Origin of the sequence: Noviherbaspirillum humi (assembly GCF_900188095.1) — a bacterium.
GTDB lineage: Bacteria > Pseudomonadota > Gammaproteobacteria > Burkholderiales > Burkholderiaceae_D > Noviherbaspirillum > Noviherbaspirillum humi.
Map to the genome: position 1 here is coordinate 497,219 of NZ_FZOT01000002.1, position 19,100 is coordinate 516,318.

A 19,100-nucleotide genomic window follows, 5' to 3' on the forward strand; every position below is an offset into this window, starting at 1 on the left:
GTATCGTGTCGCCGTGCCTGTTTCCCCTACCCTGCTGCAACTCATTCTTCTCGCCATCGCCGCGCACATCGCGCTCGCCGGCGCCCGCATCACGACCTCGCTGTATGCCATCTCGCTGCATGCGTCGGAACTGACCATCGGCAGCCTGGTGGCGCTGTTCGCCCTGCTGCCGGCCGCCTTCGCGGTGGCGGCGGGGCGCTGGATGGACCGCATCGGCTTCGTCAAGCCGGTCACCCTGGGCTGCGTCGTCATGATGATCGGCTGCGTGCTGCCGGCCGCCTTTCCGTCGCTCGCCTCGGGCTATGCCTGCGCGGTGCTGACCGGCAGCGGCTTCATGGTGACCCAGGTCGCGGCCCAGCATACCGTCGGCACGATGAGCAGCCTGCAGAACCGCTCGCTCAACTACAGCTGGCTGGCGCTCGGCTATTCGATCTCCGGCTTCACCGGGCCGGTGACGGCGGGCTTCGTCATCGACCATCTCGGCCATCGCGCGTCCTATCTCGTGTTTCTCGGCTTCGCCGCCGTAACGCTGCTGCTGATCGTGATCGGGCCGCTGCGCCGGCTGCAAATCCATCGCGGCGAGCGTTCCGCCGATGCGGTCCGGCGCGGCATGTTCGACCTGCTGCGCGAGCCGCGCATGCGCGGCATCTATTTCGTCAGCACCCTGCTCTCCGCCGCCTGGGACCTGTTCACCTTCGTGCTGCCCATCCATGCCTCGCGCCTCGGCTTTTCCGCCTCCACCATCGGCCTCATTCTCGGCTGCTTCTCCATCGCCACTTTCAGCGTGCGCCTGGCCATGCCGTGGATTTCGCGCCGCCATGGCGAATGGCAGGTGCTGGTGGCGGCGCTGCTGCTGTCGGTGCTCTGCTATGCTGTATTTCCGCTGATGCGGCATGTCGCGACCATCACCGCCGTCGCCACCCTGCTCGGCCTGGCGGTCGGCGCCAGCCAGCCCAACATGCTGGCCCTGCTGCATCATGCCGCTCCCTCGGGGCGGGCGGCGGAAGCGGTGGGCGTGCGCGTGACCATCGGCAATGCCTGCCAGGTGCTGCTGCCGCTGATCTTCGGCGGCGCCGGCGCATCGCTCGGCCTGTCGCCGGTTTTCTGGACCATGGGCGCATTGATCGGCGCGGGCGTGCCCATCGCCTGGCGCAATGCAGCCCAGCAACGCAAGGACGCACCATGACTGCCCTATTCGATTCCGCGCCCGGCTTCGACCAGCCGATCGCCGTGCTGAAGCATTGCCACGATCGCATCCGCAAGCAGCTCTCCACGCTGGACAAGCTGCTGCAGCACCTGCCGCAGCACGGCGCCGATGCCGATGCATGCCAGGCCGCCGCGGCGGTGCTGAAATACTTCGATACCGCCGCCCACAACCATCATGCCGACGAGGAAGAAGACCTGCTGCCGATGCTAGAATCCACCGCGGTTGCAGAGGATGCGGCGCTGCTGAAGCAGCTGATGCCGCGCCTGCTGGACGAGCACCGCGAGATGGAAACGGCGTGGACCGTGCTGCGGCCGCAACTGCAGGCGATTGCCGATGGCAGCGGCAGCGAGCTGTCCGCAGACGCGGTGCGCAGCTTCGCCGCCATGTACGCCGGCCACATGGAAACCGAGGAAGGCCATATCGCGCCGATGGCCAAGCGCCTCTTCAGCGAACGGCAGATGGCCGCACTGGGCCAGGCGATGCAGGCCCGGCGCGGCATCAACTCATCACAGGGATAACGGGAACAAGCGATGTCGATAGCGGATCTGCGCAAGGATTACAGTCGGGCCAGCCTCAGCGAAACGGACGTGCTGGACGACCCGATCGCCCAGTTCAGCAAATGGTTCGGCGAAGCGCTCGCCGCCGAACTGCCGGAGCCGAACGCGATGGGCTTGTCCACCGTAAACGCGGACGGCCGGCCCTCGTCGCGCATCGTGTTGATCAAGGACGTGGATGCGCGCGGCTTCACCTGGTACACCAACTACGACAGCCGCAAGGGAGAGGAACTGGCGGCGCGGCCCTACGCCGCCCTGCTGTTCCACTGGATCGAGCTGGAACGCCAAGTACGCATCGAAGGGCGGGTGGAAAAGGTGGCGGCAGAGGAAAGCGAGCGCTATTACCGGAGCCGCCCGCTGGGAAGCCGCCTCGGCGCGATCGCCTCGGCGCAGAGCCGCCCCATCGCCAGCCGGGAAGCCCTGGAGCAGCGCTTCGCCGAGGTCGAGCAGCAGTATGGCGAGCAGCCGGCGCGGCCGGCGCACTGGGGCGGTTACCGCCTGGTGCCCGACTACCTCGAATTCTGGCAGGGCCGGCCCTCGCGCCTGCATGACCGCATCGCCTACCTGCGCCAAGGCGACGGCCACTGGGTCAGGCAGCGCCTGCAGCCCTGAGCGCCTGATCAGTATCCAAGGCAACGGATCATCAAGCCGTCGTCAGCCTATCCTTGAAGGTCTTGCGGAATTTCTGCACCTTCGGCGCCACCACGAAGGCACAGTAGCCTTGCAGCGGATGCTGGCGGAAGTAATTCTGGTGGTAATCCTCCGCCTTGTAGTAATCGCCCAGCGGCTCCAGCTCGGTCACAAGCGGCGCATCCCACACATGCGCCATCTCGGCCATCACCTGCTTCGCCGTTTCCTGCTGCTGCGGCGTGTGATAGTAGATCGCCGAGCGGTACTGGGTGCCGACATCGTTGCCCTGCCGGTTCGGCGTGGTCGGGTCGTGGATGGTGAAGAAGATTTCGAGGATCTCGCGGTAGCTGATCACATCCGGATCGAACACGACCTGCACCACCTCCGCATGGCCGGTGTTGCCGTTGCACACCTGCTCGTAGGTCGGGTTGGGCACTTGGCCGCCGGTGTAGCCGTTCTCCACATGCTGCACGCCCTTCGCTTCCTGATAGACCGCTTCTAGGCACCAGAAGCATCCGCCGCCCAGGGTTGCCGTTTCGCTTGCCATGATCGCTGCACTCCGTAGAAGTTGAGTCAACCGCCGACTGTAGCGCAATCGAAGCAAGCGCGCCGCGGCGGACCGTCTTGATGCTTGGACAATGGCGCGGCGCGCCGGTTTCCTGGCGTTATCGCGCCGCATGCCTCTTGGCATGAGAGGGCCGGCGCGCCGCCATGCCCGGCGCTTTTTCGGCATAATGACCGAAATTTCCTGGATGCTCGATGTCTACACGTTCACCCCAGGCGCTGCCGCCTGAATTCGATACCGCCCACTTCCGCCAAGCGCTGTCCCAGTTCGCCACCGGCGTCACCGTGATCACCACCATCACCGCGGACGGCAGTTTCCTTGGCATCACCGCCAGTTCCTTCAATTCGGTATCGCTCGACCCGCCGTTGGTGCTGTGGAGCCTCTCCACCCGGGCCAGCAGCCTGCCGGTGTTCACCAGCAATTCCCACTACGTGATCAACATTCTGGCCGGCGACCAGGCGGCGCTGGCGGAGCGCTTCGCCATGCGCATCGAGAACCGCTTCGAAGGCGTGGATTTCGTGCTCTCCCCGACCGGCCTGCCCATCCTCACCGGCGTCAGCGCCTGGTTCGAATGCCACAACCGCAGCCGCTACCCGGAAGGCGACCATGTGATCTTCGTCGGCGAGGTGGAACGCTGCGAGGTCGAACCGCGGCCGGCGCTGGTGTTTCATGGCGGGCGCTTTTCGGCCACCGTGCCGCGGCCGGGTGATTGACCTTTCGCTTCGCAACGCAACCTTTCACCGCGCCTGCCGGCCCGGCAGCACGCTGATGCTGATGCGATCATGCTGCCCCGCTGCCCCGATGGCGGTGATGTCGTAACGGCCCGGCTCCCGGAAATCCAGCACCGGACCACTTGCTCCTTTCGTGACGGCAATCTGCCTGCCGTTCAGCAGCCAGGTCACCTCCTCGTTCGTTCCCCTCACTTCCGCCCGCGCGCTCAGGCTGCGCTCCGCATTCGGCTTGACCATCACCTCGCCGTCGGTAAGACCGACGATTCTGATGCTGCCTTCGGCCGATCGTTCGTATGCGCATTCCGGCGCCAAGGCCGGCGGCAATCGCCGGCGCATCGACTCATCCAGCCACGGCTCCAGCGCTGCCGGCCAGCGCGCCGCCTCGATCCGCTCCACCGCATGCCGCGCGCAGCCAGGCTGCACCCGCAAGCCCGTCTGCCTGTCGACGTAATAGGCGAGCGTCGGCGCGCCGCTGCGGATGCGATCGGGAAAGGTGGGCGGCGCCGCGCCGTTGAGCAGCCAGGCGGTTCTTTGCAGCGGGCAGAGACGAATGTCCTGTTCCGAAGCGCGCTGGCCGAGCGGCCAGCAGATCTTTTCCTGGCTCACGCTGGCCGGGATGACGCGCCCGGCAGGCGCTTCGGGGAGGATGTTGAAGATGTCGACCAGCAGCGGTGCCGCCACGTTGGCGCCGAAGAAGCCGGGATTGGGCGTGCCGTCCGGCCGGCCGACCCAGACGCCGACGGTGTAGCGGTCGCTCACGCCGACCGACCAGGCATCGCGGAAGCCGAAGCTGGTGCCGGTCTTCCAGGCGATGCCGCGGCGCCTGCCTTGGCCTTCCGCCGCATCGGCGATGGTACCGCCGCCCTCCAGGATTTCGCGGACGATGAAGGCGGCGCCTTCGCTCATCATGCGCCGCTCCGCAACCGGCGAGCGCGGCGTGAAGCGCGGCACTGCCGCCATGCCCCTGCGTGCGAAGGCCGCATAGGCGCCGACCATGTCTTCCAGCCGCGCCCCGGCGCCGCCGAGGATCACGCTCAGGTTGGGCTCGGCGCCGCGCGGGAAATCCAGCTTCAGGCCGCCCTGCCGCAGCATGGCGACGAAGCGGGTCGGGCCCAGCCGGTCGAGCACTTCCACCGCCGGCACGTTGAGCGATTTCACCAAAGCTTCCGACACGCTGACCGGGCCATGGAAGGATTGCTGGAAATTGCCGGGCTGGTAGCCGGCGAAGGACTGGGGCGTATCGGCCAGCAGCGATTCGGAATGAATCAGGCCCTCGTCCAGCGCGAAGGCATACAGGAAGGGCTTGAGGGTGGAACCGGGCGAGCGCGACGCGCGCACCATGTCCACATGGCTGAAGCGGTCGCGATCGGTGAAGTCGGCGGAGCCGGCATAGGCCAGCACCTCGAGCGTGGCATTGTCCATCACCAGCGCCGCCAGCGAGACGCGCGGCGGCAGTACATGGGTGCGGCTCTGCAGCAGGCTTTCGACATGGGTCTGCAGTGCGGCATCGAGGGTGCTGTCGATGCGGGTACGGCCGCCGGCGCCCGCCTTCAGGCGCTGCGCCAGCAGCGGCGCCAGCAAGGGTTCGCGCAGGTTCTGCACGATCACCGGTTCGGTGCGGGCATCCTGTATCTCGGCCGCACGCCATGTGCCCTCCATGCGCGACAGTACCTTGTCGCGGGCAGCGCGGGCGCGCTCGGGGTTGCGGTCGGGACGCAGTATCGACGGCATCTGCGGCAGCACCGTGAGCAGCGCCGCTTCCGCATGGGTAAGGCGGCTGGACGGCTTGGCCAGATAGGCCCGGCTGGCGGCTTCCACGCCCTCCAGCACGCCGCCCATCGGTGCGTAGTTGAGGTAGAGCCCGAGGATCTCGCGCTTCGAATAGTGCCATTCGAGTTGGAAGGCACGCAGCATCTGGCGCAGCTTGCCGGTCGGGGTGCGCGGCATCGGATCGATCATGCGCGCCACCTGCATGGTGAGCGTGGATCCGCCTGACACGATGCGCCCGCTGGCCAGCCGCTGCCATGCGGCCCGCGCCAGTGCGAATGGATTGACGCCGGGATGCCACCAGAACGCCCTGTCTTCGTAATTGATCAGCGCCTGCAGGTAGAGCGGCGACACCTCGTCGAGCAGGACGGGATGGCGCCAGATGTGGTCCTTGTCGGGAAAGGCGCGCAGCGGCGTGCCGTCGCGCGCCAGCACCACCAGGGCATAGGGTGAATCGCGCCCCGGCGTGGGCAGCGGGCAGAGGCGGTCCCAGGCGAGCAGCGCGAGCGCGGCGGCAGCCAGGCCGGCGGCCACTCGCCTGACCCTCCCCGGCATCGATAGCCTGCGCCGCCAGTCGCTCATCATGCCGCCGATCGCAATCGCCTTAGTCCGCCTTCGCTTTGGCGGCCGGCTTGGCGGCAGGCGCGCGCGCCAGCAACGGGTTCGTCACCGTGAGGAAGTCCCCGCCGCCTGCCAGCCCATACAGCTCCGGGCGATACATGTCTTCGGCATAGACCGGCGGCACGACGAAGCGGCCCGGCGTCACCACGCGGGCGCGGTAGAACAGGTGCAGCGGCTGATCCGTCAGCTTGACGGCGGCGACGAAGCGGTCGTCCCGGTACTCGACATGCTTGATCCGGTCGCTGCTCATCGCCTCGGCCGGATTCTGGCCGGCGATGGTGACGACGCCGTTGCGCTCGCCCTGCACGATGTTCAGGTTCTCGATTTCCAGGCCGGCCGGTATCGAGTCGACGATCATGCCGGTGCCGATCGGTGTGCGCGAGCTTGCCATCACGTGCACGAACACGGTCTCGCCCGTCTTCAGCGCCCGTCCCGAGATGTCCCTGCCTTCCGGGTCATGCAGCGTGCGCGTCAGCGAGATCACATCCGACTTGGCCGCGGGCGGCTTGAGCGCGTTGCCGGACAGCGCCAGTTCGACATACAGCTTGCCGGCATGGGTGTTGTTCAGGCTGATGCCCTCGGCAAGCTCGGGCGCAGGCATTTCGCGCATGACGCTGCCCTTGGCGCTCAGGCGCTCCGCCTTGCCGGCCTTCGGTGCCACTTCGGCCGACCAGGCCTCCCCTTTCGCGCTGTCATAGGATTGCCCGACCATGAACAGCGCCATTTTTTCCTGGGTGCTGTAGTAGCGGCGCTTCTCCATGTCGGTCAGCATCGCGGTCAGCAGCGCATCCCGGCTGGCGTCCGCGATCTTGTGCCGGTCCAGCAGCGCATGCGAGAGCGCCGCGTCGCGCAGCGGGCTGCCATAGTCCCACCACCAGTAGCCTTCCAGCCTGGGCTTGCGCACCCCTTCGGCGATGGCGACGTCGCCCCGCGCCGGATCGCCCATCAGGCGCAGGGCGATGCCGAGCTGCACCAGCGGCAGGTTGGAGTGCGCATGGAAGCGAAGATCATGCATCTGCCGCAGCGTGGCGAGCGGCGCCTTTCTTTCCCTGGCCAGTACATAAGCACCATAGGCCAGGGCGCCGAAACGCTGGTTGGAGGCGCCATTGCCGTCGGCGAACATGCCTTTCGCATTCTCCGGCGCCGGCTTTTGGGGCAGAGACGCGGCGCCATCCTGCAGGCCGCGCAGCAGGAAATCCATGGCCTTGGACAGCATGGCTTCCGGGACGGCGAAGCCCTGGTCGCGCGCATCCTGGAGGAAGGCGGTGACGTAGGCGCTCAGCCAGTACTCATGCTCCGCGATGTTGCCCCAGAGGCTGAAGCCGCCGTTCGGCGCCTGCATGGAGCCCAGCCGGCTGACCGCCTTGTCCAGGAAGTCGACGCGCTGTTCCCGGCTGTAAGGCTTGAGGCCGAAGCGCCGCGCCATCGCCTCGTCGATGAAGACATGCGGATAGGCGGTGCTGGTGGTCTGCTCGGCGCAGCCGTAGGGATAGGTCAGCAGCCCCTGCACGGCGGAGCGGACGTCGATCGGGGGCTTGTCGGACACGACCATGTGCGCTGCCACCGTATCGCGATGGAAGCCGGACAATTCCGCATCCTTCAGTTCCAGCGTCTTCCCCGGCTCGACGGTATACCGCCGCACCAGCGCCTGGCGCGGCGTCGGCGCCTGCACGGTGAGCGGAAAGCTGCGCTCCAGCTTGATCTGGTCGCCTGAGACCTGCAGCGTGATATTGTGCAGTCCGGGCACGGCGCGCGCATCGACATTGAACTGCAGCGTTCGCTTTTCCTGATCCTTCAGGGTCAGCGAGCGTTCGGCATCCTGGAAGGCAAGCGCGTTTCCGGCCCGTATCGCCACCTTCAGCGACTGGCTGGCGCCGGACAGGTTCTGCAGGTCCAGCGCCACCGTCGCCTGGTCGCCGAAGGACAAGAAGCGGGCGGCGGCCAGTTCGGCCACCAGCGGCGCGGCCACCGTCATCTCGGCATCGGCGGAACCGAAGCGCTCGGCGCCGGCCACCACCGCCATCAGCCTCAAGCTGCCGTTGAAGTCGGGCAAGGCCAGGGGAATCTCGGCCTCGCCCTGATCGTTGAGCTGGACCGGACCGCTGAACAGATCGACCAGCTTAACCTTTTTCGGCAGGCTGCGCGTCGGCTTCGGCGCGCTGTCGCCGCCGAACTTGAGCTTGCCTTTCTGCCCCTGCATTTTTTCGATGAGCCTGCCGTAGACGTCGTTCTGGTCGGCGCCATAGCGCAGCTTGCCGAAGAAGAAGCCATGCGGATCGGGTGAAGCAAAGCGGGTGATGTTGAGGATGCCGACATCCACCGCCGACAAGGTCACCACCGCCTTCTGTCCCTTCATGTCCGGTGCCTTGACGCGGACCTTGACGGTGGTCTCCGGCCTCACCTTCTGCGGCGCGGCGAGGCTCACCGCCACCTTGCGGTCGCCGCGCTCAAGCGGCAGGTGAACGACGCCCAGCGCCCGCGCCGGCGTGACGCGGTCGCCTTCGTTGCCGGGCCGAAGCACCAGCACGTTCACATACAGGTCATGCCGTTTCCACTCCGCCTGCAGCGGAATGTCGATGGTCGTTCCGGAGGCCGACACGCTGGCGCGTTTGGTCCATATCACCTTGTCGCCATCCACGGTGATGAGGGCTTCCCCTTTGTGCGGCGGCGTGATGGTCAGGCGCGCCGTCTCGCCATCGCGATAGGCTGCCTTGTCCAGCTTGAGGGAGACGCGGTCCGGACGCACGCCTTGCGCTTCATCGTCGCGGGCGCTCCAGCCGGCGTAGAAGCGGTAGGCCGTCTTCAGGCCGGTGTCGGGATCGCTGATTTCGAGCCGGTAGCGGCCGTAGCGCACCGGCAGCCGCAGCTTGCCGCGCCCGCCGGCGGGCACGGTGACGGCGGCGGTCTCGACCAGTTCATCGCTTTCGGTGAAACCAGAATGCCAGCCGCGCTGGTCGTCGAAACGCCAGTAGTAGTTGCGATCCTCCCGAAACAGGCTGACCGGCATGCCGGCCAGCGGCTTCATGTTACCGCTGCTGTCCGCTCGGATGACCTCGAACTCGACCGGACTGTTTTCCGGCGTATAGGCGCCGGTGAACAGCGGCCGCACGCCGACCAGCGCCGGCGCCGGCCACAGGGTCCGTTCCAGGCTGCGCACCACCGGCCTGCCGCCGGATTCGAGCAGGCTGAGCGTGGCCCGCACCAGCACCGGCGACTCCCGGCCCTTGGCCTCATCCAGGTCGATGCTGACCTGTGCATCGCCCTTGTCGTCCAGGGTCGTTTCATCCAGCTCCCTGCGCGACTTGAGCGCATCGTCGGCAAAGTTGCCAAACTCGAAGCCCGGGAATTGCTTGGCCAGCGGATTGCGGTCGCGCTCGAATTGCGCCACGCCCAGCAGGCGGTTGCCGGCGGCGGGCGCACCGTACAGATAGACGCCCTTTACATCGATGTCGAATGGCGCGTCGGTCGACAGGCTGGCCTGGCGGCTGACCAGGTCCAGCTTCATGCGCTCCGGCAGAAATTCCTCGACCCCGAAGCGGAACACGGTGGCCGGCACCTTGTCGCCCGGATCGCCGCGCAGTTCCAGCGTCCAGAAGCCGGTCTGGGCATCGGCCGGAATGTCGAGGCGGCGCGTGTAATAGCCGGGGAAGCGCGCATCCGGCCGCCACATGGCGGTGAACACGCTCTTGCCATCCGGCCGGCGCAGGATGGCCTGCACCGGCTGCGCCGGCACCGCGCGGCCATCCGCATCGCGCGCCAGCACCGACAGATCGAAGCTCTCGCCCGGCCGGTACAGATTGCGGCCGGAGTAGGCAAACAGCCGCACCGGCTTGTACGGCATGCCGGCGATGTCGTACTCCGACAGGTCGAGCGCCGGCTCCTTCAGCGCGATCAGCGACGTCATCTTGTCCTTGCGCGCCACCACCACCTTCGCGTCCCGCGGGCGTTCGGCGAAGACCGCATGGCCCTCGCCGTCGGTCTCGGCGCTGCCGACCACCTTGCCCTGGGCGTCGAGCCAGTCCACCTCCACGCCCTTCACCGCCTTGCCGTCGGCCAGCGAGCTGACGAAGGCGTCGGCGCTCTTGCCGAAGCGGCGCACATGCAGGCCGAGGTCGCTGACATAGAAATACGTCGTCTGGTATTCGTAGCGGAAACGCCCCGGCTGGCTCATCACCGCTACATAGATGCCCGGCTCCTTGAGTTCCTTGATGTCTTCCACCGAGATGTAGGTCACGCTGCGCCGGTTGGCCTTCTGCTCGGTCAGGAAGCGGCCGAGGTAGACGCTCTCGGCCATGTTGCGCAACTCATCGAGCCGGTACAGGCTGACGGCGCCGCGCAGCGAGGCGCGGTCCCAGTAGCCACGCTCTTCGTTCTCCTCGCCGTCGCCATCGTCATCATCCCGTTCCGTGCTCGGCTTGTTGCGCGGCCCGGCGATCACCTTGTCCAGGAAGTGGGGCATCTGCTCGTTCTTCACCCGCAGGAACTGGATATCGACTTCCGGCACGTTCACCGTGACGACCGGTAGTCCGCCGTTCTGGCGCGCCGGCAGCACCATGCCGTTGCTGGCGAAATAATAGGCCGGCGAGACCGGCGCGGACAGGATGGAGTAGCGCGCTTCCTCGTTCAGCTTCTTGCCGCCGGCGCCCGGCAAGCCGGCTTGAACGGTCACCACATAACGGGTTCTTGGCTTGATATGGGGGAAGTACAGCAGCCGCGGGTTCTCGCCCACCACCCAGGCGCCGGAGACCGCCTTGCCATTCTCGGAATTGGTGTCCTCCGGCTTGGTGCTGACGCGGGCGCCGGCATTGTCCGCCTGGCGCTCAGCATCGTCTTCATCGTTTTGTGGCTTGGTGATCACGGCGCCGGGCATTTCGAATACCCGGATGTACTTGTCGTAGGCAGTCTTGGGGTCGAGCGGCTGGCTGAAGGTCAGCGCGATGGCGGGGGAACCGTCGAAGCTGCGGTCGGAAGCATCCACCAAAGCAAGCGGCGCGTTCGGATCGGCGCTTCGATTTCCATCGCCGCCTTTGCCGGAAACATAGAAGTAGGCACCAGCAATCAGCGCGACAAACAGTGCCGCAGCCGCAATGACCTTCGCGCGCATCGAACCCCCGGAAAGTGATGTGGATCGCGAAGCAGGCGATCCTTTGATGAACGGATATTTCCGCTCGACATTATGTCACGGGGGTTGGGCTGACTTGTCTGAATTGAAATGAAATGGTGCGTGGAAACGACGCTCGGCTTCCTGGACGACGTTTCAAGAATGCGGTGGCAGCAGGCGGTCGAGCACGCCCTGCGAATCATGCGCGGCGCGGCGCAGGCGATCGTTCACGCCCTGCCACTCGCCGCCGCCTGGCGTGGCTTCGACCAGGATGATCGCCGCCTGATGCTGGTCCATGTCGCGCAGGGCGGCATACAGGCCATGGGCATAGCCGGCGGCGTCGGCGGGGAGCAGCACATGATCGGCTACCAATGATGCCAATTCGGCGGAGTGGAGAATGAGCGCGGCGCGATGTCCCGCCGCTTCCAGTTTGCGCAAGGTAGCCGCGATCTGCTCGGGCGCGATCAAGGCCACCGGCGTGCCCGGCGCGTAGTGCGCCTCCAGCGTGCCCGAAGCGCGCGGCGCCTGCTTGTCCGGCTGGCCGAGCGGCTGGCCGATCACTCGCTCGATCTCTTCGACGCTGATGCGGCCGGGCCGCAGCAGCACCGCGCCATGCGTATCGAAGCGGGACAGGTCGACGATGGTGGATTCGATGCCGACCTCGCTCGGACCGCCGTCGAGGATGGCGGCGAGCGAACTGCCCTCGCCTTCGCCGAACTCGTCGCGCACATGCTGTGCCGTGGTCGGACTGACATGCCCGAACTTGTTGGCCGAGGGCGCGGCCACGCCGCCGCGTCCGCCCTTGAAGGCGCGCAGCAGCGCCTGCGCCACCGGATGCGACGGGCAGCGCAGGCCGATCGAATCCTGGCCGCCGGAAACGGCGTCGGGAATGTGCGGCGCGCGCTTCAGGATCAGCGTCAGCGGGCCAGGCCAATAAGTCTGGATCAGCTTCTGCGCCGCCTCGGGCACGGCGCCAGCCCAGTGCCGGATGTCGGCTTCCGGCGCCAGGTGCACGATCACCGGGTGGTTGGCGGGCCGGCCCTTGGCTTCGTAGATGCGCGCCACCGCCGCCGGATTCTCGGCATCGGCGCCGAGGCCGTACACCGTCTCCGTCGGAAAGGCCACCAGCTCGCCCTGCTCCAGCAGGCGCGCGCTGGCGTCGATGTCGGCGGTGTCGGCGGTGTCGGCAGTGTCGATGCGGCTGTCCTGCATGAGCTGTCTGTCCCTATCGCTCAGGGCTGGATGCCGAGGATGGCGCAGGCCGCCTGCAGGTTGGCCTGGGCTTCGGCCAGGGTCGGCGCGATGAAGGTGACATGGCCCATCTTGCGGCCGCGGCGCGGATCGTCCTTGCCGTACAGGTGCAGGTTGGCGCCCGGCATGGCCAGGATGCGGTCCCAGGCCGGCTCGCGCGGTTCGTCGCCGTCGTCCTCGAACCAGATGTCGCCGAGGATGTTGAGCATGACCGCCGGCGAGTGCTGGCGCACGTCGCCCAGCGGCAGGCCGGCCATGGCGCGCACCTGCTGCGCGAACTGGCTGGTGACGCAGGCATCGATGGTGTAGTGGCCGCTGTTGTGCGGCCGCGGGGCCATTTCATTGACCACCAGCGAACCGTCCTGCAATACGAAGAATTCAATGCACAGCACGCCGACATAGTCGAGCGCGGCGATGATGGCCAGAGCCGCGTCCTGCGCCTTGTGCGCGCAATCGGCGGAGACGTTCGGGCCCGGCACGGTGGTGGTGAACAGGATGCCGTGGCGATGCACGTTCTCGGCGATCGGGTACACCACCGAGGCGCCATCGGCGCCGCGCGCCGCCAGCACCGAAATTTCATACGCCAGGGGCAGCATCTTCTCCAGCACGCACTCGACGCCGTTCATGCCGGCGAAAGCGGCCTGCGCTTCTTCGCGCGTCTTGACCCTGACCTGGCCCTTGCCGTCGTAGCCGAGACGCACCGTCTTCAGGATGCCGGGCAGCAGTTCATCAGGAATGGCGTCGATGTCGGCCGCGCTGCCGATGATCTTGTGCGGCGCGGGCAGCACGCCGGACTGGCCGGCGCAGGCGGTGAAGAAGCGTTTCTCGGCGATGCGGTCCTGAGCCACCGAGACGGCGGCGGCGGACGGCGCCACCACGCAGCGCTCGGCCAGGAAGGCGAGACTCTGCGCCGGCACGTTTTCGAATTCGGTCGTCACCGCGCGGCATTGCAGGGCCATCTCGTCCAGGGCGGCCTCGTCGGTGTAGCCGGCGGAGAGGAGATGGTCGGCGGCATGGCCGGCCGGGCAGTCGCGTGCCGGCTCCAGAACCGTCACCTTGTAGCCCATGGCTTGCGCCGCATGGGCGAACATGCGGCCGAGCTGGCCGCCGCCCATCACGCCGAGCCAGGTGGCCGGCGTGGCGGAAGGCAGGAAGGGAAACGGCTTGTCGTTCATAGCGGCAGGGTCATGGCTTGCGCCGCCTGGGTCTGCTTCAGGCGGAACTGCTCCAGCTTCTGCGCCAGCGAATCGTCGGTGGCGGCCAGCATGGCGATGGCGGTGAGCGCGGCATTGGCGGCGCCGGCCTCGCCGATGGCGAAGGTGGATACCGGCACGCCCTTGGGCATCTGCACGATGGACAGCAGCGAATCCTCGCCGCGCAGGTACTTGGACGGCACCGGCACGCCGAGCACCGGCACGATGGTCTTGGCGGCGATCATGCCCGGCAGGTGGGCAGCACCCCCGGCGCCGGCGATGATGGCGCGCAGGCCGCGGCCGCGCGCGGCTTCGGCATAGGCGAACATCTGGTCCGGCATGCGATGCGCGGAAACCACCTGCGCTTCATGCGGCACGCCGAATTCCTTCAGCATCGCCACCGCATGCTGCATCACCTCCCAGTCGGAGGACGATCCCATCACCACGCCGACCAGCGGCGTCGCGGTTTGCTGGTTCGCTGTCGTCATGTCGGCCTCAGTCCTTCAGGGTCTCGCCGGTCAGGCGCTCCAGCGCTTCGCGGTACTTGGCGCCGGTCTTCTCGATCACGTCGGCGGGCAGGGCCGGCGCCGGCGCGGTCTTCTTCCAGTCGCTCAGCGTTTCCAGGTAATCGCGCACGAACTGCTTGTCGAAGGACGGCGGCGACATGCCGGGCGCGTAGGAATCCGCCGGCCAGAAGCGGGAAGAGTCGGCGGTCAGGACTTCATCCATCAGGTGCAGCACGCCGTCGTCGTCCAGGCCGAATTCGAATTTGGTGTCGGCGATGATGATGCCGCGGGTGGCGGCATAGTCGGCGGCGGTCCGGTACAGCTGGATGCTGACGTCGCGAATCTTCGCAGCCAATTCCTTGCCGATGCGGTTTTCCATGTCGGCGAAGCTGATGTTCTCGTCATGCTCGCCGAGGTCGGCCTTGGCCGCCGGCGTGAAGATCGGCTGCGGCAGCTTGTCGGCCTGGCGCAGGCCCTGGGGCAGCGTCACGCCGCAGACGGCGCCGGTCTCCTGGTAATCCTTCCATCCGGAGCCGATGATGTAGCCCCGCACCACCGCTTCCACCAGGATGGGCTGCAGGCGCTTGGCCACCACCGCGCGTCCCTTGACCTGCTCCACCTCGTCCGGCTGCACCACGCTCTCCGGCGCAATGCCGGTCAGATGATTCGGCACGATGTGGCCGAGCTTCTCGAACCAGAAATCCGACATCTGGTTCAGCACGCGGCCCTTGGAAGGAATCGGCTCGTTCATCACCACGTCGAAGGCCGAGAGGCGGTCTGTGGTGACGATCAGCAGCTTGTCGTTGCCGACGGCATAGTTGTCGCGCACCTTGCCGCGGCCGAGCAGCGGCAGGGAATGGAGGGTGGATTGGTACAAACTGTTCATGCGGAGCCTATTCGATATGATCCGGTGACAAGCGGGTGCCGGGTGCGGTTCCTGAAAACCAGGCGGCGGGAAATGCTCGATGGGAAGCCAAAAAGCACAACCGGCGGGTGCATGACACGCCGCCGGCTGGTTTTATGCCCGTACCGGAAATTTCCGGGACGCCACCCCGTTGCCGGGCGTGGCGACATTCAAGGGCGGTATTTTACTGCACGATCTGCGAGAGTTCGCCTTTTTTGTACTTTTCAGCCATTTTTTCCAGGGAAATCGCCTTGATCTTGGCAGCCTGGCCTTCGCAGCCGAACGCCAGGAAGCGGGACTTGACCACTTTCTTGGCGGCTTCACGGGCCGGCTTCAGATACTCGCGCGGATCGAACTTGGACGGGTTCTCGGCGAAGAAGCGGCGGATGGCGCCGGTCATGGCGAGGCGGATGTCGGTGTCGATGTTCACCTTGCGCACGCCGTGCTTGATGCCTTCCTGGATCTCTTCGATCGGCACGCCATAGGTTTCCTTCATGTCGCCGCCGAACTGGCGGATCTCGGCCAGCAGCTCCTGCGGCACCGAGGAGGAGCCGTGCATCACCAGGTGGGTGTTGGGGATGCGGGCGTGGATTTCCTTGATGCGCTCGATGGCGAGGATGTCGCCGGTCGGCTTGCGCGAGAATTTGTAGGCGCCGTGCGAAGTGCCGATGGCGATGGCCAGCGCATCGCAATGGGTCTGCTTGACGAAGTCGGCGGCCTGGTTGACGTCGGTGAGCAGCTGCTCGCGGGTCATGGTGCCTTCGGCGCCGTGGCCGTCTTCCTTGTCGCCCTTCATGGTCTCCAGGGAGCCGAGCACGCCGAGTTCGGCCTCGACGGTGACGCCGATGGCGTGGGAGAACTCCACCACCTTGCGCGACACTTCCACGTTGTACTCATAGCTGGCGACCGACTTGCCGTCTTCCATCAGCGAGCCGTCCATCATGACGGAAGAGAAGCCGGACTTGATCGCGGCCATGCACACCGCCGGCGACTGGCCGTGGTCCTGGTGCATGACGATGGGAATGTGCGGATAGGCTTCCACCGCGGCGGAAATCAGGTGCCGCAGGAAGGCTTCGCCGGCGTATTTGCGGGCCCCGGCCGATGCCTGCATGATCACCGGCGCGCCGACTTCCTCGGCGGCTTCCATGATGGCGGTGACCTGCTCCAGGTTGTTGACGTTGAAGGCCGGCAGGCCATAGCCGTTTTCGGCGGCGTGGTCCAGCAATTGACGCATGGAAACGAGTGGCATGATTAATCTCCAGACTATAAAAAAACTTTTGTGATCGTTAGCGGTGTGAACGCTTGACGCTTCCCTGTCAGTATTCGCCGATCTTCATGATCTTCAGGGCATTGGTGCCGCCGGTCTGCCCCATGGGCTCGCCCAAGGTGAGGACTATATTGTCACCTTTCTGCACGATGCCTTTAGCCAAAAGCAAATCCTGCGCGGCCTTGAGCACCGCTTCCCGGTCGGTGGAATGCTCCAGCCTCAGGGTGCAGACATTGCGGAACAGCGCAGCCTTGCGCTGCGTCGACTGGCTGGGCGTCATGGCGATGATCGGAATGTCGATGTTGTGGCGGCTCATCCAGAGCGCCGTCGAGCCGGACTCGGTCAGCGCCACGATCGCCTTCACCCGCAGGTGGAAGGCGGTGAACAGCGCGCCGTAAGCAATAGACTGGTCGATGCGGGTAAAAGTGGCATTGATGAAGTCGGCATCGAGCTTCACCACCGCCGACTTCTCCGCCTCCAGGCAGATCGCCGACATCGCTTCCACGGTTTCGATCGGATAGTTGCCCGACGCCGTTTCCGCCGAGGTCATCACCGCATCGGTGCCGTCCAGCACCGCATTGGCCACGTCCGACACCTCGGCCCGGGTCGGCACCGGGTTCTGGATCATCGACTCCATCATCTGCGTGGCGGTGATGGTCAGCTTGTTGCTGGCGCGCGCCATCTGGATCATGCGCTTCTGCAGCGCCGGCACGGCGGCATTGCCCACTTCCACCGCCAGGTCGCCGCGCGCCACCATGATGCCGTCGGAGACGTCCAGGATTTCCTGCAGCACCGGAATCGCTTCGGCGCGCTCGATCTTGGCGATCATCTGCGGCTTGTGGCCGTGCAGCTCGCCGGCGATGTTGGCCAGCTGGCGCGCCATGATCATGTCGGTGGGACTCTTCGGGAACGACACGGCGATGTAATCGGCCTGGAAGCTCATCGCGGTCTTGATGTCTTCCATGTCCTTGCCGGTCAGGGCCGGCGCGGTCAGGCCGCCGCCGAGGCGATTGATGCCCTTGTTGTTGGACAGCTCGCCGCCGATGCGCACGGTGGTGTGGATGGCGCTGCCGACGATGCGGTCCACCACCAGCACGATCAGGCCGTCGTTGAGCAGCAGCACGTCGCCCATCCGGACATCGCGCGGCAGCTCCTTGTAGTCGAGGCCGACCATGGCCTGGTTGCCCAGTTCGCAGGTGGCGTCGAGGATGAACTTGCTGCCGTTCTGCAGGTTGATCTTGCCGTGCTCGAACTTGCCGACGCGGATCTTCGGCCCCTGCAGGTCGGCCATGATCGCCACCTCGCGGCCGCACTCGGCGGCGATCTGCCGCACCAGCGCGGCCCGGTCGATGTGATCCTGGGCCTTGCCGTGGGAGAAATTGAGCCGGACGACGTTGACGCCGGCTTCGATCATGCGCTTCAGGATGACCGGGCTGCTCGATGCCGGGCCGATGGTGGAAACGATCTTGGTGGCTCTCTGCCTCATGGACTTCCTTTGATCCGGTTGCTGGCGATTAAGGACGCCGCTCAGGCAGCGGCGCGCTGCAACAGGATTTCCACGGCCGGCAAGGTCTTCCCTTCGAGGAACTCGAGGAAGGCGCCGCCGCCGGTGGAGATGTAGCCCACCTTGTCGGCGATGTCGTACTTGGCGATGGCCGCGAGTGTATCGCCGCCGCCGGCAATGGAGAATCCCTCGGAATGGGCGATCGCCATCGCCAGGGTCTTGGTGCCTTCGCCGAACTGGTCGAACTCGAACACGCCCACCGGGCCGTTCCAGACGATGGTGCCTGCCATGGCGATCTGCTGCGCCAGCTGCTTGGCGGTCTGCGGGCCGATGTCGAGGATCATGTCATCGTCGGCGACGTCGGCCACCGCCTTCACCGTGGCGGCGGCGGCGGGTGAGAATTCCTTGGCGCACACCACGTCCACCGGGATGGGCACCGAGGCGCCGCGCTTGGCCATGATGTCGATGATGGTCTTGGCTTCCTCGACCAGGTCGGCCTCGGCCAGCGACTTGCCGATCTTCAGGCCGGAGGCCAGCATGAAGGTGTTGGCGATGCCGCCGCCGACGATCAGGTTGTCGACCTTGTCGGCCAGCGATTTCAGGATGGTGAGCTTGGTGGAGACCTTGGAGCCGGCGACGATGGCCACCAGCGGACGGGCCGGCTGGTTCAGCGCCTTGCCCAGCGCATCCAGCTCCGCCGCCAGCAGCGGGCCGGCGCAGGCGATCGGCGCGTACTTGGCGATGCCGTGGGTGGTGGCTTCGGCGCGGTGCGCGGTGCCGAAGGCGTCGTTCACATAGACGTCGCACAGCGCGGCCATCTTCTTGGCCAGTTCGTCGCTGTTCTTCTTCTCGCCCTTGTTGACGCGGCAGTTCTCGAGCAGCACCACCTGGCCGGGCGCGACTTCCACGCCGTCGACCCAGTTCTGGCGCAGCTCCACCGGACGGCCGAGCAGCTCCGACATGCGCTTGGCGATCGGCGCCAGGCTGTCCTCCGGCTTGAATTCGCCCTCGGTCGGACGGCCGAGGTGGGAGGTGACCATCACCGCCGCGCCGGCGTCGAGCGCCTGCCTGATGGCGGGGACCGAAGCGCGGATGCGGGTATCTTCGGTGATGTTGCCGGCATCATCCTGCGGCACGTTGAGGTCGGCGCGGATGAAGACGCGTTTGCCCTGCAGCTGGTTGCGGGCGATCAGATCACTCAGGCGATTGAATTGCATGGCGGGCGGACGGAAGCGTGTGTGGAATTAAAAGTCCGCCATTCTACCGCAGGGAAATGAGCATAAAGCCATTTTCCTTGCG

At 66.3% G+C, this 19,100-nt stretch carries 14 protein-coding genes; 4 read left to right on the plus strand and 10 right to left on the minus strand.

The window, feature by feature from the left end; translation table 11 throughout:
* Positions 1-13: 13 nt before the first annotated feature.
* The 3 genes from CHB88_RS05630 to pdxH are packed head-to-tail and all read left to right on the plus strand — an operon-like array spanning position 14 to position 2,373.
* The gene (locus CHB88_RS05630) at positions 14-1,186 is read left to right on the plus strand and encodes an MFS transporter (RefSeq protein WP_176442329.1); all 1,173 of its coding nucleotides are present in this window, start codon (positions 14-16) and stop codon (positions 1,184-1,186) included.
* Positions 1,183-1,725: a hemerythrin domain-containing protein gene (locus CHB88_RS05635; RefSeq protein ID WP_089398298.1), complete on the plus strand. Its 543-nt coding sequence runs from the start codon at positions 1,183-1,185 to the stop codon at positions 1,723-1,725. Before CHB88_RS05630 ends, CHB88_RS05635 begins: the two co-directional genes overlap by 4 nt.
* Before the next feature lie 12 nt (positions 1,726-1,737).
* Complete coding sequence (gene pdxH, locus CHB88_RS05640) at positions 1,738-2,373, plus strand: pyridoxamine 5'-phosphate oxidase (RefSeq protein WP_089398299.1); 636 nt, start codon at positions 1,738-1,740, stop codon at positions 2,371-2,373.
* A gap of 31 nt (positions 2,374-2,404) precedes the next feature.
* Here the strand turns inward: pdxH and msrA are convergent, their stop codons facing one another.
* Positions 2,405-2,938 (minus strand): peptide-methionine (S)-S-oxide reductase MsrA, encoded by a 534-nt coding sequence (gene msrA / locus CHB88_RS05645; protein ID WP_089398300.1) that lies wholly within the window; start codon positions 2,936-2,938, stop codon positions 2,405-2,407.
* Between the two features lie 212 nt (positions 2,939-3,150).
* Between msrA and CHB88_RS05650 the strand changes: the two genes are divergently transcribed.
* Entirely contained in the window at positions 3,151-3,669 is a 519-nt protein-coding gene (locus tag CHB88_RS05650; protein WP_089398301.1) for a flavin reductase family protein, read from the plus strand.
* A 24-nt stretch (positions 3,670-3,693) separates the two neighbouring features.
* Here CHB88_RS05650 and pbpC read toward each other — a convergent pair whose 3' ends face one another.
* The 9 genes from pbpC to CHB88_RS05695 form a co-directional block, all read right to left on the minus strand.
* Complete coding sequence (gene pbpC / locus CHB88_RS05655; RefSeq protein ID WP_425436065.1) at positions 3,694-6,039, minus strand: penicillin-binding protein 1C; 2,346 nt, start codon at positions 6,037-6,039, stop codon at positions 3,694-3,696.
* Between the two features lie 19 nt (positions 6,040-6,058).
* A complete protein-coding gene (locus CHB88_RS05660; protein WP_089398302.1) occupies positions 6,059-11,179 on the minus strand; it encodes an alpha-2-macroglobulin family protein in 5,121 nt (1,706 codons plus the stop codon).
* 153 nt (positions 11,180-11,332) lie between these two features.
* On the minus strand, positions 11,333-12,388 hold the full coding sequence (locus CHB88_RS05665) for an L-threonylcarbamoyladenylate synthase (RefSeq protein WP_089398303.1): 1,056 nt from the start codon (positions 12,386-12,388) through the stop codon (positions 11,333-11,335).
* Between the two features lie 20 nt (positions 12,389-12,408).
* Positions 12,409-13,602, minus strand: a complete 1,194-nt coding sequence (locus CHB88_RS05670) for a 5-(carboxyamino)imidazole ribonucleotide synthase (protein WP_089398304.1) — start codon at positions 13,600-13,602, stop codon at positions 12,409-12,411.
* Positions 13,599-14,108, minus strand: a complete 510-nt coding sequence (gene purE, locus CHB88_RS05675; protein WP_089398305.1) for a 5-(carboxyamino)imidazole ribonucleotide mutase — start codon at positions 14,106-14,108, stop codon at positions 13,599-13,601. The genes CHB88_RS05670 and purE overlap by 4 nt, the downstream gene beginning before the upstream one ends.
* Before the next feature lie 7 nt (positions 14,109-14,115).
* On the minus strand, positions 14,116-15,012 hold the full coding sequence (locus CHB88_RS05680) for a phosphoribosylaminoimidazolesuccinocarboxamide synthase (protein ID WP_089398306.1): 897 nt from the start codon (positions 15,010-15,012) through the stop codon (positions 14,116-14,118).
* Between the two features lie 202 nt (positions 15,013-15,214).
* Positions 15,215-16,279, minus strand: a complete 1,065-nt coding sequence (fba, locus tag CHB88_RS05685) for a class II fructose-bisphosphate aldolase (RefSeq protein ID WP_089398307.1) — start codon at positions 16,277-16,279, stop codon at positions 15,215-15,217.
* Positions 16,280-16,346: 67 nt separating this feature from the next.
* On the minus strand, positions 16,347-17,783 hold the full coding sequence (gene pyk, locus CHB88_RS05690; protein ID WP_089398308.1) for a pyruvate kinase: 1,437 nt from the start codon (positions 17,781-17,783) through the stop codon (positions 16,347-16,349).
* A 41-nt stretch (positions 17,784-17,824) separates the two neighbouring features.
* The gene (locus CHB88_RS05695; protein ID WP_089398309.1) at positions 17,825-19,018 is read right to left on the minus strand and encodes a phosphoglycerate kinase; all 1,194 of its coding nucleotides are present in this window, start codon (positions 19,016-19,018) and stop codon (positions 17,825-17,827) included.
* Positions 19,019-19,100 lie beyond the last annotated feature (82 nt).

What these genes read in the sequence shown, in the direction of transcription:
- fba (WP_089398307.1), bottom strand. Translation starts at nt 16,279, where the DNA reads ATGCCACTCGTTTCCATGCGTCAATTGCTGGACCACGCCGCCGAAAAC.
- pdxH (WP_089398299.1), top strand. Translation starts at nt 1,738, where the DNA reads ATGTCGATAGCGGATCTGCGCAAGGATTACAGTCGGGCCAGCCTCAGC.
- CHB88_RS05660 (WP_089398302.1), bottom strand. Translation starts at nt 11,179, where the DNA reads ATGCGCGCGAAGGTCATTGCGGCTGCGGCACTGTTTGTCGCGCTGATT.
- pyk (WP_089398308.1), bottom strand. Translation starts at nt 17,783, where the DNA reads ATGAGGCAGAGAGCCACCAAGATCGTTTCCACCATCGGCCCGGCATCG.
- purE (WP_089398305.1), bottom strand. Translation starts at nt 14,108, where the DNA reads ATGACGACAGCGAACCAGCAAACCGCGACGCCGCTGGTCGGCGTGGTG.
- CHB88_RS05635 (WP_089398298.1), top strand. Translation starts at nt 1,183, where the DNA reads ATGACTGCCCTATTCGATTCCGCGCCCGGCTTCGACCAGCCGATCGCC.
- CHB88_RS05665 (WP_089398303.1), bottom strand. Translation starts at nt 12,388, where the DNA reads ATGCAGGACAGCCGCATCGACACTGCCGACACCGCCGACACCGCCGAC.
- CHB88_RS05670 (WP_089398304.1), bottom strand. Translation starts at nt 13,602, where the DNA reads ATGAACGACAAGCCGTTTCCCTTCCTGCCTTCCGCCACGCCGGCCACC.
- CHB88_RS05650 (WP_089398301.1), top strand. Translation starts at nt 3,151, where the DNA reads ATGTCTACACGTTCACCCCAGGCGCTGCCGCCTGAATTCGATACCGCC.
- CHB88_RS05695 (WP_089398309.1), bottom strand. Translation starts at nt 19,018, where the DNA reads ATGCAATTCAATCGCCTGAGTGATCTGATCGCCCGCAACCAGCTGCAG.
- msrA (WP_089398300.1), bottom strand. Translation starts at nt 2,938, where the DNA reads ATGGCAAGCGAAACGGCAACCCTGGGCGGCGGATGCTTCTGGTGCCTA.
- CHB88_RS05680 (WP_089398306.1), bottom strand. Translation starts at nt 15,012, where the DNA reads ATGAACAGTTTGTACCAATCCACCCTCCATTCCCTGCCGCTGCTCGGC.
- pbpC (WP_425436065.1), bottom strand. Translation starts at nt 6,039, where the DNA reads ATGATGAGCGACTGGCGGCGCAGGCTATCGATGCCGGGGAGGGTCAGG.